We start from the raw sequence: 14285 nt of genomic DNA, 5'->3' as shown, positions 1-14285 counted from the left end.
CATGAGAGATGCTCGCAGATGAGCGGAACCCCGAGAGCCGGTGGCGCACGATGACCTGCACCGCGCGCCCCGGGGTCAGACGAGCTTCAGCTTCTTGCGGAGCGCCTGCACGTGCCCGGTCGCCCGGACGCCGTACTGCGCGAACTCGAGCGCTCCCTCGGCTCCGACGACGAACGTCGAGCGCAGCACGCCGACGACGGTCTTGCCGTAGAGGCTCTTCTCGCCCCACACCGCGTACGCGCGGTGCACGGTCATGTCGGGGTCGCTCAGCAGCGGGTACGCGATGCCCTGGGCGTCGGCCCAGCGGCGCAGCGCCTCCGGGGCGTCCCGCGAGATCCCGAGGACCTCGTAGCCGGAGTCGCGGAGGGACGCCGCGTTGTCGCGGAAGTCGCAGGCCTCCGTGGTGCAGCCGGGGGTGTCGGCCTCGGGGTAGAAGAACAGGATGACGCGCCGTCCGCGGTAGTCCGCGAGCGAGACGGGCTCGCCGTCCTGGTTCGGCAGCGTGAACTCCGGAGCGGAGTCGCCGGCGGCGAGGCGCGCCTCGGCGGGGAGGGGGGAGAGGTCGGTCATCGTCTGCTTCCGTCGGTCGTGGCGAAGGTGGTCAGGAGGCGCTGGAGCGAGTCGAGGCGCTCCGGTCCGCTGGCGCCCAGCAGTCCGCCCTCGACCGCCTCGATGATGGCGCAGTCGGGGGAGTCGGGCAGGTGCGTGCAGCCGCGCGGGCAGTCCCGGGCGATCACGGCGAGGGTCGTGAACGCGCCGAGGATGTTGTCGGTGTTCACGTGGCCGAGTCCGAACGAGCGGACGCCGGGGGTGTCGATGACCCAGCCGTGCCGGTCGCCGCGCTCCACGCGGAGCGAGACGGTGGAGGACGAGGTGTGCCGACCGCGGCCCGTCACGGTGTTCACGCGCCCGATGGCCCGGTGCGCGTCCGGGACGAGCTTGTTCACGAGGGTGGACTTGCCGACTCCGGAGTGCCCGACGACCACGGTCTCGTGGCCGAGGAGGGCGTCGGCGATCTCGTCGACCGGCGGCTCGTCCTGGCTCGAGAGGAACACGCGGAGGTCGAGCCCCTCGAAGTTGCGGAGGAACGGGGCCGGGTCCGCGAGGTCGGTCTTGGTGATGCAGAGCATCGGAGTGATCCCGGCGTCGAAGGCGGCGACCAGGTAGCGGTCGACCAGCCGGGTCCGGGGCTCGGGGTCGGCGGCGGCCACCACGCAGAGCATCTGGTCGGCGTTGGCGACGATCACGCGCTCGATCGCGTCGGTGTCGTCGGCGCTGCGGCGGAGGAGGGTCGACCGCTCGCGGATGCGGACGATGCGGGCGAGCGTCCCCTCGTCGCCGCTGGAGTCCCCGACCACGTCGACGCGGTCGCCGGCCACGATCGCCTGGCGCCGCAGCTCGCGGGCCCGGGCCGCCGTGAACTCGTGCTCCTCGGGCGTCCCGTCGCCGATCATCACCGTGTAGCGACCCCGGTCGACGCCGAGCACCATCGCGATCTCGGCGTCCTCGTAGGCGGGCCTGTTCTTGGTCCGGGGCTTCGTGCCCTTCGGGTTCGGGCGAACCCGCGCGTCCGACTCGTCGTACCCGTCGAAGTCGTCGAGAGCACCGTCGGCGTCGAGGCCGCTGTCCGTCCACCACGACACGGGTCAGACCGATCCGGCGAGGGTCGTCCACAGCTCCGGGAACTGCGGGAGGGTCTTCGCTGTCGTCGCAACGTCCTCGATCACCACGCCGGGGACCACGAGGCCGATCAGAGCGCCGGCGTGGGCCATGCGGTGGTCGGAGTAGGTGCGCCAGCGGCCGCCGTGGAGCTCGGCGGGCTCGATGCGCAGACCGTCCTCGAGCTCCGTGACCCGGCCGCCGAGGCCGGTGATCTCGGCGGCGAGGGCGGCGAGGCGGTCCGTCTCGTGGTGGCGGATGTGGCCGATCCCGGTCAGGGTGCTGGGAGTGGAGGCCAGCGCGGCGAGGGCGGCGAGGGCGGGGGCGAGCTCGCCTCCCTCCGACAGGTCGAGGTCCACGCCCAGGATCTTGTCGCCGCCGGTGACCACGAGGTCCTCGCCGTCGCGCTCGACGCGGGCGCCGAACAGCGGCAGGATCCGCTCGAGGTGCGCCCCGACCTGCGTGGTGACGGCCGGCCAGTGGCGAAGCCGGACGCGGCCGCCCGTGACGAGGGCCGCAGCGAGGAACGGCGCGGCGTTCGAGAGGTCGGGCTCGATCAGCACGTCGGCGCCGGCGATGGGCTGCGGCGCGACGGTCCACTCGCCGTCGGCGGGCGTGCCGACCTCGACGCCCCGTGCCGCCAGTGCGGCGACGGTCATGTCGATGTGGGGCCGGGAGGGGACGGCGCTGCCCTCATGGCGCAGGTGCAGTCCCTCCTCGAAGCGGGCGCCGGCCAGCAGGAGCGCCGAGACGAACTGGCTCGACCGCGAGGCGTCGACGACGACGTCGCCGCCCCGGACGGCCCCGGAGCCGTGGACGGTGAAGGGGAGCGCGCCGCGGCCGTCGTCGGCGACGTCGACGCCGAGCGCGCGGAGGGAGGCGATCGTCGCCCCCATCGGCCGCTTCGCCGCGTACGCGTCGCCGTCGAAGGTGGTGGGGCCGAGCGCGAGGCCGGCCAGCGGCGGGACGAAGCGCATCACGGTGCCCGCGAGCCCGCAGTCGATCGTCGTCGAGCCGAGCAGCTCCTCCGCGGGCTCCACGACCAGGTCGGCGCCGAAGCCGCCGGTCGAGCCGGACTCCCGGATCGTGGTGCCGAGCGAGCGCAGCGCCTCGATCATCAGGGCGCTGTCGCGGGAGTGCAGCGGCGCCCGCAGCGTGGAGGGTCCGTCCGCCAGAGCGGCGAGCACCAGCTCCCGGTTGGTCAGCGACTTGGAGCCGGGCAGGCCGACCTCGGCGTCGAGAGCGCCGGCCGCGAGGGGTGCGGGCCAGGCGTCGTCGCCGGGGAGCGCACGGGCGTCGCCGTACGGATCGAACTCGGGGGCGGAATAACGCGAGAAGACCATCGGTTGTCAGAATAGTCGGCGCGCAGGGCGTCGTCAGGAGCGTGACGGAGGCGGAGCATGACGGCAGCACCCCCGGTCCTCCGGAGCAGCAGGCCCGTCGCCCGGAGGCGCCCTCGTGCCGCAACCCCGGTCGTCCGCCGCGCCGCCGCTCTAGAATCGCTCGTGATGACTCGCGACGACGAACCCCGCACCACCCCCGCCGACGAGGCTCCCGAGCCCGCCGACGCGGAGCAGACGATCGTGGAGACCGTCGAGGAGTCGCTGGACGACGCCCCGGTCGAGGCTCCCGTCGATCTCCGCTCCCTCTTCGAGCAGCAGGCGCTGCCCTTCATCGACCAGCTCTACGCGGCCGGTCTGCGGATGACGAAGAACCCCTCCGACGCGCAGGACCTCGTGCAGGAGACGTTCGCGAAGGCGTTCGGCGCGTTCCGCCAGTTCGAGCAGGGCACCAACCTGAAGGCCTGGCTCTACCGCATCCTCACGAACACGTTCATCAACTCGTACCGCAAGAAGCAGCGCGAGCCCTACCAGAGCGCGATCGACGAGCTCGAGGACTGGCAGCTGGGCGGCGCCGAGTCGACCACGGCCACCTCCAGCCGCTCGGCCGAGGCGGAGGCGATCGACCACCTCCCCGACACCGCGGTGAAGGAGGCGCTCCAGGCGATCCCGGAGGACTTCCGGCTCGCCGTCTACTTCGCCGATGTCGAAGGCTTCTCCTACCAGGAGATCGCGGACATCATGAAGACCCCCGTCGGGACCGTCATGAGCCGGCTGCACCGCGGCCGGCGCATGCTGCGCGAACGACTCACCGACTACGCACGCGAGCGCGGATTCCGCGCCGCATTCACTTCCGGGAGCACGAAATGACCGACAGCGGCTGCACGAAGGCGAAGGCCGAGCTCGAGGAGTACCTCCACAACGAGCTGTGCAAGGAGGACGCCGCCGACATCCGCGAGCACATGGCGGGATGCGTCGACTGCGCCGATGAGGCGAAGGTCGGCGTGGTGCTGACGGTCGCCGTGCAGCGGGCGTGCAAGGAGACGGCGCCGGAGGACCTCCGCGCCCAGGTGCTCGGCATGCTCCGCGACGAGCACGCCGCGCACTCGCAGGCGTCCGCCCGCCTCTAGGCGCCGCACGACCCGGGGAGCCCCGGCCGTTCGAGACCTCCCGCGCACCGCGGGCCCTCGAGGGGCCGGGGCTCCGTCGTGTCCGGCGGCCTCCGGGCGCCGCGGCACCCGCACGTCGCGCGCGCTCCTGCCGGTCTCTGCGGGCCTGCGGTCAGGCACGGTCCGCCCGCAACGCGACGGGCCCGCCGGAACACGAGGTTCCGACGGGCCCGACCGCGTCGTGCGGACCGCGGGTCAGCGGGTGAGCGCCCGCGACAGCAGGTCGGCCTGCTCGGAGGCGTGCCGCTTGGCCGAGCCGGCCGCGGGGGAGGCCGCGGACGGCCGCGAGACCACGCGCATGGACCGGCCCAGCTTCGGAGCGACCTCGAGGGCCATGAACGGCCAGGCGCCCTGGTTCTCGGGCTCGTCCTGCACCCAGACGAGCTCCGCGTCCGGGTAGCGCTCGGCGATGCCGCGCAGCTCCTCGATCGGCGCCGGGTAGTACTGCTCGACCCGGACCAGCGCGATGCCGTCGTCGGGCTTCTTCTCGAGCTCCGCCTTGAGGTCGTAGTGGACCTTGCCGGCGTGGAGCAGGACGCGCTTCACGGCCGAGGCGTCCTGGATCCGCGCGTCGTCGATCACCGGCTGGAAGCGGCCCGAGGTGAAGTCCTCGACCGGGCTCGAGGCTCCGCGTAGACGCAGCATCGCCTTCGGGGTGAAGACGATCAGCGGTCGGCGGGGCCGGGAGTAGGCCTGGCGGCGCAGCAGGTGGAAGTAGGACGCCGGCGTCGACGGGCGCGCGACGGTCATGTTCCGCTCCGCGCACATCTGCAGGTAGCGCTCGATCCGCGCCGACGAGTGGTCGGGGCCCTGGCCCTCGTAGCCGTGCGGGAGCAGGAGCACGAGCGACGAGCGCTGGCCCCACTTCTGCTCGGCCGAGGAGATGAACTCATCGATCACGATCTGGGCGCCGTTCGCGAAGTCGCCGAACTGCGCCTCCCACAGCACGAGCGAGTCGGGCCGCTCCACCGAGTAGCCGTACTCGAACGCCATCGCCGCGTACTCCGAGAGCAGCGAGTCGTAGATCCAGAGCCGGGCCTGCTGCTCGGACAGGTTCATCAGCGGCAGCCACTCCTGGCCGTTCTCGCGGTCGTGGAGGACAGCGTGGCGCTGGACGAAGGTCCCGCGGCGCGTGTCCTGGCCGACGAGGCGCACCGGGGTGTCCTCGAGCAGCAGCGAGCCGAGCGCGAGCAGCTCGCCGAAGGCCCAGTCGATGGAGCCGGAGCGGCTCATCTCCTGGCGCTTCGCCAGCAGCTGCTGGAGCTTGGGGTGCACGGTGAAGCCCTCGGGCGGCGTCGTGAACGCGTCGCCGATGCGGGTGACGACCTCGGTCTTCACGCCGGTGACCTCGGGCTCGCCCGGGTAGTCCTCGCCCTGCTGCGCGTCGGGCAGCTCGAGGTCGGCCACGGAGTCGCCGTCGGCGGTGATCACGGGGATCGCGCCGGTCTGCGCGGCGTGGGTCTCGGCGAACGCGCGCTCCAGACGGTCCTGGAAGTCCTGGTGGGCGCGGTCGTACTCCTCCTCGGTGATGTCGCCGCGGCCGACGAGCGCCTCGGTGTACAGCTTGCGGACCGAGCGCTTGGCCTCGATCAGGCTGTACATCAGCGGCTGGGTCATCGAGGGGTCGTCGCCCTCGTTGTGCCCGCGCCGGCGGTAGCAGATCAGGTCGATGACCACGTCGCGGTGGAACCGCTGGCGGTACTCGAACGCGAGCTGCCCGACGTGGACGACCGCCTCGGGGTCGTCGCCGTTCACGTGGAAGATCGGCGCCTGGATCGTCTTCGCGCCGTCGGTCGAGTAGATCGAGGTGCGGGCCTCGTGAGGGGGAGTTGTGAACCCGACCTGGTTGTTGATGTTGATGTGGATCGTGCCGCCGGTGCGGTACGCGCGCAGCTGCGACATCTGCAGGGTCTCGACCACCACGCCCTGGCCCGCCATCGCGGCGTCGCCGTGGACGAGGATCGGCAGCGTGGTGAAGGTGCCGATGGGCTTGCGGTCCTGCTTGGCGCGGACGATGCCCTCGAGCACGCCGTTCACGGCCTCGAGGTGCGAGGGGTTCGCCGCCAGGTAGACCGGGATCTCCTCGCCCGCCGCGCCGCGGAAGGTGCCCTCGGTGCCGAGGTGGTACTTCACGTCTCCGGAGCCCTGGACCGTGCGCGGGTCCTGGGTGCCCTCGAACTCGCGGAAGATCTGGCCGTAGGTCTTGCCGGCGATGTTGGTCAGCACGTTCAGGCGGCCGCGGTGGGCCATGCCGATCGCGACCTCGTCGAGGTGCTCGTCGGCCGCGCCCTGCAGGACGGCGTCGAGCAACGCGATGAGCGACTCCCCGCCCTCGAGCGAGAAGCGCTTCTGGCCCACGTACTTGGTCTGCAGGAAGGTCTCGAAGGCCTCGGCCTCGTTGAGCTTGCCCAGGATGCGCAGCTGCTCGTCGTGGCCCGGCTTCTCGTAGCCGCGCTCGAGCTTCTGCTGCATCCAGGCGCGCTGCTCCGGGTCCTGGATGTGCATGTACTCGACGCCGACGGTGCGGCAGTACGAGTCGCGGAGGATCCCGAGGATGTCGCGCAGCTTGAGCTGGCGCTTGCCGCCGAAGCCGTCCGTGACGAACTCGCGGTCGAGGTCCCAGAAGGTGAGGCCGTGGCTCTCGATGGCGAGGTCGGGGTGCGAGCGCTGCACGTACTCCAGCGGGTCGACGTCGGCCATCAGATGCCCGCGGACGCGGAACGAGTTGATGAGCTCCTGCACGCGGGCGGTCTTGGAGACGCGCTCGGCGAGGTCGACGGCGATGTCCGTGGACCAGTGGATCGGGTCGTAGGGGATGCGAAGCGCGGCGAAGATGTCCTCGTAGAAGCCGCGGCCGCCGAGCAGGAGCTCGTGCACGATCTTGAGGAACTCGCCCGAGCCGGCGCCCTGGATGACGCGGTGGTCGTAGGTCGAGGTCAGGGTGATGGTCTTGCCGATGCCCAGCTCGACCAGCGTCTTCTCGGACGCGCCCTGGAACTCCGCCGGGTACTCGAGGGCGCCGGCTCCGATGATGCACCCCTGGCCCTTCATCAGGCGGGGGACGGAGTGGACCGTGCCGATGCCGCCGGGGTTCGTCAGCGAGAGCGTGGTGCCCGCGAAGTCGCCGGCGACGAGCTTGTTGCCGCGCGCGCGCTTGACCAGGTCCTCGTAGGCCGAGAGGTAGGCCGTGAAGCTGAGCGTGTCGGCGCGCTTGATGCTCGGCACGAGCAGGGCGCGCGTGCCGTCGGGCTTGGGCATGTCGATCGCGATGCCGAGGTTGACGTGCGCCGGGGCGACGACCGCGGGCTTGCCGTCGACCTCGTCGTAGAACACGTTCTGGCTCGGGAAGTCCTTGAGCGCGCGGATGAGCGCCCAGCCGATCAGGTGCGTGAACGAGACCTTGCCGCCGCGGGTGCGGCGCAGGTGGTTGTTGATGACGATGCGGTTGTCGATCATCAGCTTCGCCGGGATCGTGCGGACGCTCGTCGCGGTGGGGATGCTGAGGCTGGCGTCCATGTTGGTCGCGAGGCTCTTCGCCATGCCGCGGAGCGGGGTGACGACGTCCTCGTCCGGCGTGGAGTCCTCGGCGGAGGGCTTGCTCACCGGAGCGTCGGCCGGGATCGGCTGCGCCTTCGGCTGCTTCGACGTGGTGCGGGAGGCGGGGGTCGACTCGGAGGAGGAGGCCGCGGCGGGATGGGTCACGGCGCCTCCGCCGCTCGACGAGACGCGCTCGGCGGCAGCGGCGGGCTTCGAGGCGGCGGGCGCGGGGGCCGCGGCGGGAGCCGGAGCCGGAGCGTCCTTGCCGGAGTTCGCGAGCTGGGCGCCGTAGCGCTCCAGGATGGGCCACCAGGACTCGTCCACCGAGGCGCGGTCGGCGCTGTACTGCTCGTACAGCTCCTCCACGAGCCACTCGTTGGCTCCGAAGTCCTCCGCGCCCTGCTCTGTTCCTGCTCCGGTCAACTGGCTCGACACAGCCGATCGCCCACTCTCTCCGTTGATTCGTCCTCGATCATCCGGACGGGCCCGTCGCATCCCTCGGCGCCTGCCACCGCGGCGGAGGAGGTCGTCCTCGCACCAGCGGGAACCGGTGCCGTCGCCTGGTCCCGTCCCGGTCGCCCAGCCTAGCCCCGTTCCCTGCACGGCCGACCCGGGGCCGCGCCGGAGTAGCGTTTCCCCCATGCGTTTCTCCGGCGGAACACCCTCAGGCGACCTCACCTACTCGGACGTCTTCCTCGTCCCCGGCCGCTCGTCGGTGACGAGCCGCCTCGACGTCTCGCTCGCCCCGGGCGACGGCACCGGGGCGACGATCCCCGTCGTCTCCTCCAACATGAACTCGGTCACCGGTCAGCGCCTCGCAGCGACGCTCGCGCGCCGGGGCGGGCTCGGCGTCCTCCCGCAGGACATGCCCCTGCAGGCGCTGGACGCCGCGATCCGCTGGGTGAAGCGCCAGCCGGTCGCCTTCTCCGGCGCCCTCACCGCCTCGCCGGCGACGACCGTGGAGGAGGCGCTGCGCATCCTGCCGGCCGTCGCCGGCCACGGCTTCGTGGTGCAGGAGGAGGGCGGCGCGATCCTCGGCTGCGTCCCGGCCTCGCGTCTGGCGACCGCGCTGCCGGACGCGCGTCTGGGCGACCTGGTGCACTCCGCCACGCCCTCGATCGACGCCGACGACGTGCCCACCGCGCGGGCCGCCTTCGACCTCATGGTGGCCGCCGACCTCGACTTCGCCCCGGTGCTGCACCACGGCGCCCTGGTCGGCACGCTGTCGCGCACCGGCGCCCTCCGCTCCACCGTCTACGACCCGGCGCTCGACGCGGACGGGCGTCTGCGCGTCGCGGCGGCGATCGGCATCAACGGCGACGTCGAGGCGAAGGCGCGCGCGCTCGTCTCCGCGGGCGTCGACGTCCTCGTCCTCGACACCGCGCACGGCCACCAGGAGGGGATGCTCCGGGCGCTCCGGACGGTCTCCGCGCTCGATCTCGGAGTGCCGATCGCGTCGGGCAACGTCGTCACGGCCGACGCGGTGCACGACCTCGTCGACGCGGGAGCGGACATCCTCAAGGTCGGCGTCGGCCCCGGCGCGATGTGCACCACCCGGATGATGACCGCGGTCGGCCGCCCGCAGTTCTCGGCCGTCCTCGAGACGGCCGAGCGCGCGCACGAGCTGGGCGCCCACGTCTGGGCGGACGGCGGGGTGCGCTACCCGCGCGACGTCGCCCTCGCGCTGGCCGCGGGCGCCGCCTCCGTGATGATCGGCTCCTGGTTCGCCGGCACGATCGAGGCGCCGGGGGAGCTGCGCAGCGACGCGGCCGGCCGGGTCTACAAGGAGAGCTGGGGCATGGCCTCGGCCAAGGCGGTGCAGGAGCGCTTCGACCGCCTCGACGCCTACGAGCTCGCCCGCAAGCGCCTCTTCGCCGAGGGCATCTCCTCCTCCACCATCTACCTCGACCCGTTGCGGCCCTCGGTCGAGGACCTGCTCGACATGATCACCTCGGGGGTCCGCTCGTCCTTCACCTACGCCGGCGCCCGGAGCGTGGCCGACTTCCACGAGCGGGCGCACGTGGGCCTGCAGTCGGCCGCGGGCTACGAGGAGGGCAAGGCGCTGCCGGTCAGCTGGTGAGCGGGCGCCGCGTGCTAGAACCGAGCCCATGACCATCGTCGACAACGCCGTGTACGTCGACGGCCGCCGCATCCGGAACCCCGACTCGCTCGAGGACACCTTCGAGCTGATGCGCGACGAGCACGGCATGGCCTGGATCGGCCTCTACCGCCCGACGCGCGAGGAGGTCGAGGCGGTCGCCGAGGAGTTCGGGCTGCACCCGCTCGCCGTCGAGGACGCGCTCAGCGGGCACCAGCGGGCCAAGCTCGAGCGCTACGACGACGGGCTCTTCGTCGTGCTGCGGCCGGCGCGCTACGCGGACGCCGCCGAGACGGTCGTCTTCGGCGAGCTGCACGTCTTCGTCGGCCCCGATTTCGTGGTCACCATCCGGCACGCCGACTCCCCGGACCTCGCCCGCGTGCGCCGCCGCCTGGAGGAGGATCCGGCCCTCCTCGCCCGCGGGCCCGAAGCGGTGCTCTACGCGATCCTCGACCAGGTCGTCGACGAGTACGCGCCGGTGGTGTTCGGCGTCCAGGGCGACGTGGACGAGATCGAGGACCAGCTCTTCGGCGACGACTCCGACGACGGGCTCTCCGAGCGCATCTACCGGCTCTCGCGCGAGGTCATCCACTTCCAGCGCTCGGTGCAGCCGCTGACCGCCCTGCTGCACGAGCTGCTGCAGGAGTCGACGCCCGTGGAGGGGGAGCCCTCGCCCTCGCCGGAGCGGATCGAGCTGCGCCGCTCCCTCCGCGACGTGCTCGACCACACCATCCGCGTGACGGAGGCGGTCGACTCCCTGCGCGCGATCCTCGACAAGGCGCTCACGGTGCACTCGACGCTCGTCTCGCGCCGGCAGACCGAGACCGGGCTCGCCCAGAACGACGTGGTCCGCAAGATCTCCTCGTGGGCGGCGATCCTCTTCGCCCCGACCCTCGTGGCCGGCATCTACGGGATGAACTTCGACGACATGCCGGAGCTGCACTGGCGCCTCGGCTACCCCTGGGCGCTGGGCCTGATGGTGCTGTTCGGCTTCGCGCTCTACGCGGTGTTCAAGCGGAAGAAGTGGCTCTGAGCCGCGGCATCGGAGCACGCCCGGCGGCGCTCCGCGGCGGGTAGACTCGGCGCCACAATGGACGACCCTCCCTCTGCGCATCCGGCCTGTTCCGCTCACTGCAGTGCTCCTCGGACTCCCGCTCGCCGCTCACGGTCCGCCGCTCCGCCGGCCCGCCCCGTCCGGCCCTCCTCGCACCTCCCTCTCGTGACCGGGGGCGACCACCGTGGGAACTGAGTGGCTCCTCCTCGGCGTCGGCCTGCTGCTGACCCTGGGCACCGGCGTCTTCGTCGCCAGCGAGTTCGCGCTGGTGAACCTCGACCGGGCCGATCTCGAAGCCCGTCGCGACCGCGGCGAGACGCGCCTGGGCATGACCATCGCGGCCCTGCGCGTCACCTCCACGCACCTCTCGAGCGCGCAGCTGGGCATCACCCTCACGACGCTGCTCACCGGCTACACGATGGAGCCCGCCCTCTCGACGCTGCTCCAGGAGCCGTTCAGCGGATTCGGCATCCCGGAGGAGGCGCTCGCGCCGGTCATGACGGTGGTCGCCATCGTCATCGCGACCCTGCTGTCGATGATCCTCGGCGAGCTGGTCCCCAAGAACTTCGCCCTCGCTCTGCCGCGGGCGACCGCGAAGCTCGTCGTGCCGCTGCAGACCGCGTTCACGACGGTGTTCCGCCCGGCCGTCGCCCTGCTGAACGGCAGTGCGAACGCCCTGCTGCGCCTGGTCGGCATCGAGCCGAAGGAGGAGCTCTCGGGCGCCCGCAGCGCCGAGGAGCTCTCGAGCCTCGTGCGCCACTCCGCCAGCGCCGGACTGCTCGAGGAGGACACGGCCGACCTGCTCGGGCGCACCCTCCGCTTCTCCGCCCTCACCGCGGGCGACGTGATGACGCCGCGCCTGCGCCTGTCGACGGTCGAGCGCGCGAGCACCGCGCAGGACGTGCTCGACCTCGCCCGAACCACCGGGTTCTCGCGCTTCCCGATCACGGACGACGACATCGACGACATCGTCGGAGTCGTGCACGTCAAGCAGGCCGTCGCCGTGCCCCGCGGCAAGAGGTCCGACGTGCCGGTCACGGCGCTGCGCTCCGAGCCGCTCCGCGTCCCCGAGACCATGAAGCTCGACGTGCTGCTCACGGAGCTGCGCGGACGCGGCTTCCAGCTCGCGGTCGTCGTCGACGAGTACGGCGGGACGGCGGGCGTCGCCACGCTCGAGGACCTGGTCGAGGAGCTGGTCGGCGAGGTCGCCGACGAGCACGACCGCTCCCGGGCCGACGTCGTCAAGCTCCCCGGCTCCACCACCTTCCCCGGCATGCTCCGCCCCGACGAGGTCCTCGACCGCGCCGGCGTGCACATCCCCGAGGAGGGGCCCTACGAGACGGTCGCCGGATTCGTGATGAGCGAGCTCGGCCGCCTCCCCGCCGTCGGCGACCGGGTCGACGTCGAGGGCGGATCTCTGCGCGTCGAGCGCCTGGACGGCCGCCGCATCGACCGCCTCCGCTTCACGCCCGACCCCGACGCGGATCCCGACGGGATCCCCGACCCGCTCGCCGACGTCGCCCGCGGACACCGCGGACGGAAGGAGTCCGACGATGAGTGACTGGGCCGGAATCGCCTGGCTCGTGGTGCTCCTCGCCGCGAACGCCTTCTTCGTCGGAGCGGAGTTCGCGGTCATCTCCGCGCGCCGCTCCCAGATCGAGCCCCTCGCGGAGAGCGGACGCCGCAGCGCGATCACCGCGCTCGCCGCGATGGAGCACGCCACACTGATGCTCGCGACCACGCAGCTGGGCATCACCGTCTGCTCGCTGCTGATCCTCAACGTGAGCGAGCCGGCGATCCACCACCTGCTCGAGGTGCCGCTGCACGCCGTCGGCATCCCCGACGAGCTCTCCGGCACCGTCGCCTTCGTCATCACGCTGCTGATCGTGTCGTTCCTGCACGTGGTGCTCGGCGAGATGGTCCCCAAGAACATCTCGTTCTCGATGCCCGACCGCGCCGTGCTCCTCCTGGCGCCGCCGCTCGTCGCCATCGCCCGGGTCCTCCGCCCGATCATCGTCGCCCTCAACGCGGTCTCGAACGGAGTGCTCCGCCTCTTCAAGGTGGAGCCCAAGGACGAGGCGAACAGCACCTTCACGCTCGAGGAGGTGCAGACGATCGTCGACCAGTCCACCCGCGAGGGCACGCTCCGCGACTCGACCGGGACCCTCCTCGCCGCGTTCGAGTTCACCGAGAAGAAGGTCCACGACGTCGCCCTGCCCCTCGACGGGATCGTCAGCCTCCCCAACGGAGCGACCCCCGCCGACGTCGAGCGCGCCGTCGCCAAGCACGGCTTCTCGCGCTACGTGATCCTCGGCGAGGACGGCACCCCCGAGGGCTACATCCACCTCAAGGACGTCCTCGACCTCGACGGCGACACGGAGGGCGCCAAGTTCCGCCTCCCCGTCCCCGCCAAGCGCATCCGCCAGCTCGCCTCGATCTTCGAGGCCACCGACCTCGAGGACGCCCTCGCGATCATGCGGCGCACCGGCGCCCACCTCGCCCGGGCGTTCGACGAGCAGGGCCGCGCCACCGGAGTGCTGTTCCTCGAGGACATCATCGAGGAGCTCGTCGGCGAAGTCGACGACGCCACCCGCCGCTAGGCGCGGGCCGCGGAGGGGCCGTCTGCGGCGTTGTCGTCGGGCGCGATACCGCCGGTATCGCTTCCTCCTCCGCCTTGCATCCGACCCCTCCGCGGCCCGCGCCCGCGGGTGCTGGAGGCGGCGTTGTCGTCGGGCGCGGTACCGCCGGTATCGCTTCCTCCTCCGCCTTGCATCCGACCCCTCCTCGGCCCGCGCCCGCGGGTGCTGGAGGGGGCGTTCGCGGCGTTGTCGTCGGGCGCGGTACCGCCGGTACCGCTTCCTCCTCCGCCCAGCGACTGCCCCTCCAGCACCCGCGCCCCCCTGGAGAAAGGGGAGAGGGGTGCGGCTGCGCCGGCACCAGTGCGCTGCGCCGGCACCAGTGCGCTGCGCCGGCACCAGTGCGCTGCGCCGGCACCAGTGCGGCAGCGGCGGCACCGGGCGGCTCCGTCGCAGGGCGACGTAGGGTGGCGGGATGGGTGAGCGGGTCGGGACGGCGGAGGCGGCGCGGAGCATCAGGGTGCCGCGGGAGGACGACGACAAGTACACGCGCGGGGTGCTGGGGATCGCGACCGGGTCGGAGCGGTACCCGGGAGCGGCGGTGCTCGGCGTCGAGGCGGCGGTGCGGACGGGAGTCGGCATGGTCCGCTACCTCGGACCGGAGCGGCCCGCGGGACTGGTGCTCGCCCGGCGGCCGGAGGTCGTGACCGCGGTGGGACGCGTGCAGGCCTGGCTCGTCGGCTCCGGCACCAGCGCCGAGGACCGCAGCGACGAGGAGCGGCGCACCCTGATCGAGCAGCTGCACTCGGGAGTCCCGGTGGTGCTCGACGCGGGCGCGCTCGACCTGATCGA

At 72.3% G+C, this 14285-nt stretch carries 11 protein-coding genes; 7 read left to right on the top strand and 4 right to left on the bottom strand.

What is annotated here, in order from left to right:
• Nucleotides 1–75: 75 nt before the first annotated feature.
• Genes bcp through aroA form a run of 3 tightly spaced genes read right to left on the bottom strand, consistent with a single transcriptional unit; the run spans nt 76 to nt 3002 of the window.
• Nucleotides 76–570 carry a thioredoxin-dependent thiol peroxidase gene (gene bcp, locus C5C33_RS04050; protein WP_104232788.1) on the bottom strand — a complete coding sequence of 165 codons (495 nt, stop codon included), beginning with the start codon at nt 568–570 and terminating at the stop codon, nt 76–78.
• On the bottom strand, nt 567–1643 hold the full coding sequence (rsgA, locus tag C5C33_RS04045) for a ribosome small subunit-dependent GTPase A (RefSeq protein WP_104224119.1): 1077 nt from the start codon (nt 1641–1643) through the stop codon (nt 567–569). Before rsgA ends, bcp begins: the two co-directional genes overlap by 4 nt.
• Nucleotides 1644–1646: 3 nt before the next feature.
• Nucleotides 1647–3002: a 3-phosphoshikimate 1-carboxyvinyltransferase gene (gene aroA / locus C5C33_RS04040; RefSeq protein WP_104260479.1), complete on the bottom strand. Its 1356-nt coding sequence runs from the start codon at nt 3000–3002 to the stop codon at nt 1647–1649.
• 165 nt (nt 3003–3167) lie between these two features.
• Between aroA and C5C33_RS04035 the strand changes: the two genes are divergently transcribed.
• Nucleotides 3168–3869: a sigma-70 family RNA polymerase sigma factor gene (locus C5C33_RS04035; protein ID WP_104224117.1), complete on the top strand. Its 702-nt coding sequence runs from the start codon at nt 3168–3170 to the stop codon at nt 3867–3869.
• Nucleotides 3866–4129 carry a zf-HC2 domain-containing protein gene (locus C5C33_RS04030; protein ID WP_104260478.1) on the top strand — a complete coding sequence of 88 codons (264 nt, stop codon included), beginning with the start codon at nt 3866–3868 and terminating at the stop codon, nt 4127–4129. Before C5C33_RS04035 ends, C5C33_RS04030 begins: the two co-directional genes overlap by 4 nt.
• 234 nt (nt 4130–4363) lie before the next feature.
• On the opposite strand, the gene C5C33_RS04025 is transcribed toward C5C33_RS04030, so the two are convergent.
• On the bottom strand, nt 4364–8140 hold the full coding sequence (locus C5C33_RS04025) for a multifunctional oxoglutarate decarboxylase/oxoglutarate dehydrogenase thiamine pyrophosphate-binding subunit/dihydrolipoyllysine-residue succinyltransferase subunit (protein WP_181068290.1): 3777 nt from the start codon (nt 8138–8140) through the stop codon (nt 4364–4366).
• A gap of 205 nt (nt 8141–8345) precedes the next feature.
• Between C5C33_RS04025 and C5C33_RS04020 the strand changes: the two genes are divergently transcribed.
• The 5 genes from C5C33_RS04020 to C5C33_RS04000 all read left to right on the top strand — a co-directional run.
• Nucleotides 8346–9785 (top strand): GuaB1 family IMP dehydrogenase-related protein, encoded by a 1440-nt coding sequence (locus tag C5C33_RS04020; RefSeq protein ID WP_104260477.1) that lies wholly within the window; start codon nt 8346–8348, stop codon nt 9783–9785.
• 28 nt (nt 9786–9813) lie between these two features.
• On the top strand, nt 9814–10836 hold the full coding sequence (gene corA / locus C5C33_RS04015) for a magnesium/cobalt transporter CorA (RefSeq protein WP_104224113.1): 1023 nt from the start codon (nt 9814–9816) through the stop codon (nt 10834–10836).
• 205 nt (nt 10837–11041) lie between these two features.
• Complete coding sequence (locus tag C5C33_RS04010) at nt 11042–12418, top strand: hemolysin family protein (RefSeq protein WP_104224112.1); 1377 nt, start codon at nt 11042–11044, stop codon at nt 12416–12418.
• Nucleotides 12411–13457, top strand: coding sequence for a hemolysin family protein (locus tag C5C33_RS04005; protein WP_104260476.1), 1047 nt, complete (start codon nt 12411–12413; stop codon nt 13455–13457). The genes C5C33_RS04010 and C5C33_RS04005 overlap by 8 nt, the downstream gene beginning before the upstream one ends.
• 451 nt (nt 13458–13908) lie before the next feature.
• Nucleotides 13909–14285, top strand: a 377-nt coding sequence (locus tag C5C33_RS04000; RefSeq protein WP_308471169.1) for an NAD(P)H-hydrate dehydratase, incomplete at its 3' end; no start/stop codon positions are given.

The sequence above is a fragment of the Rathayibacter sp. AY1H3 genome, assembly GCF_002932015.1.
The sequence above is the reverse complement of the archived record's forward strand: the minus strand, read 5'-3'. Positions and strand labels throughout refer to the sequence as shown.

What these genes read in the sequence shown, in the direction of transcription:
- C5C33_RS04030 (WP_104260478.1), top strand. Translation starts at nt 3,866, where the DNA reads ATGACCGACAGCGGCTGCACGAAGGCGAAGGCCGAGCTCGAGGAGTAC.
- bcp (WP_104232788.1), bottom strand. Translation starts at nt 570, where the DNA reads ATGACCGACCTCTCCCCCCTCCCCGCCGAGGCGCGCCTCGCCGCCGGC.
- aroA (WP_104260479.1), bottom strand. Translation starts at nt 3,002, where the DNA reads ATGGTCTTCTCGCGTTATTCCGCCCCCGAGTTCGATCCGTACGGCGAC.
- corA (WP_104224113.1), top strand. Translation starts at nt 9,814, where the DNA reads ATGACCATCGTCGACAACGCCGTGTACGTCGACGGCCGCCGCATCCGG.
- C5C33_RS04035 (WP_104224117.1), top strand. Translation starts at nt 3,168, where the DNA reads ATGACTCGCGACGACGAACCCCGCACCACCCCCGCCGACGAGGCTCCC.
- C5C33_RS04005 (WP_104260476.1), top strand. Translation starts at nt 12,411, where the DNA reads ATGAGTGACTGGGCCGGAATCGCCTGGCTCGTGGTGCTCCTCGCCGCG.
- C5C33_RS04020 (WP_104260477.1), top strand. Translation starts at nt 8,346, where the DNA reads ATGCGTTTCTCCGGCGGAACACCCTCAGGCGACCTCACCTACTCGGAC.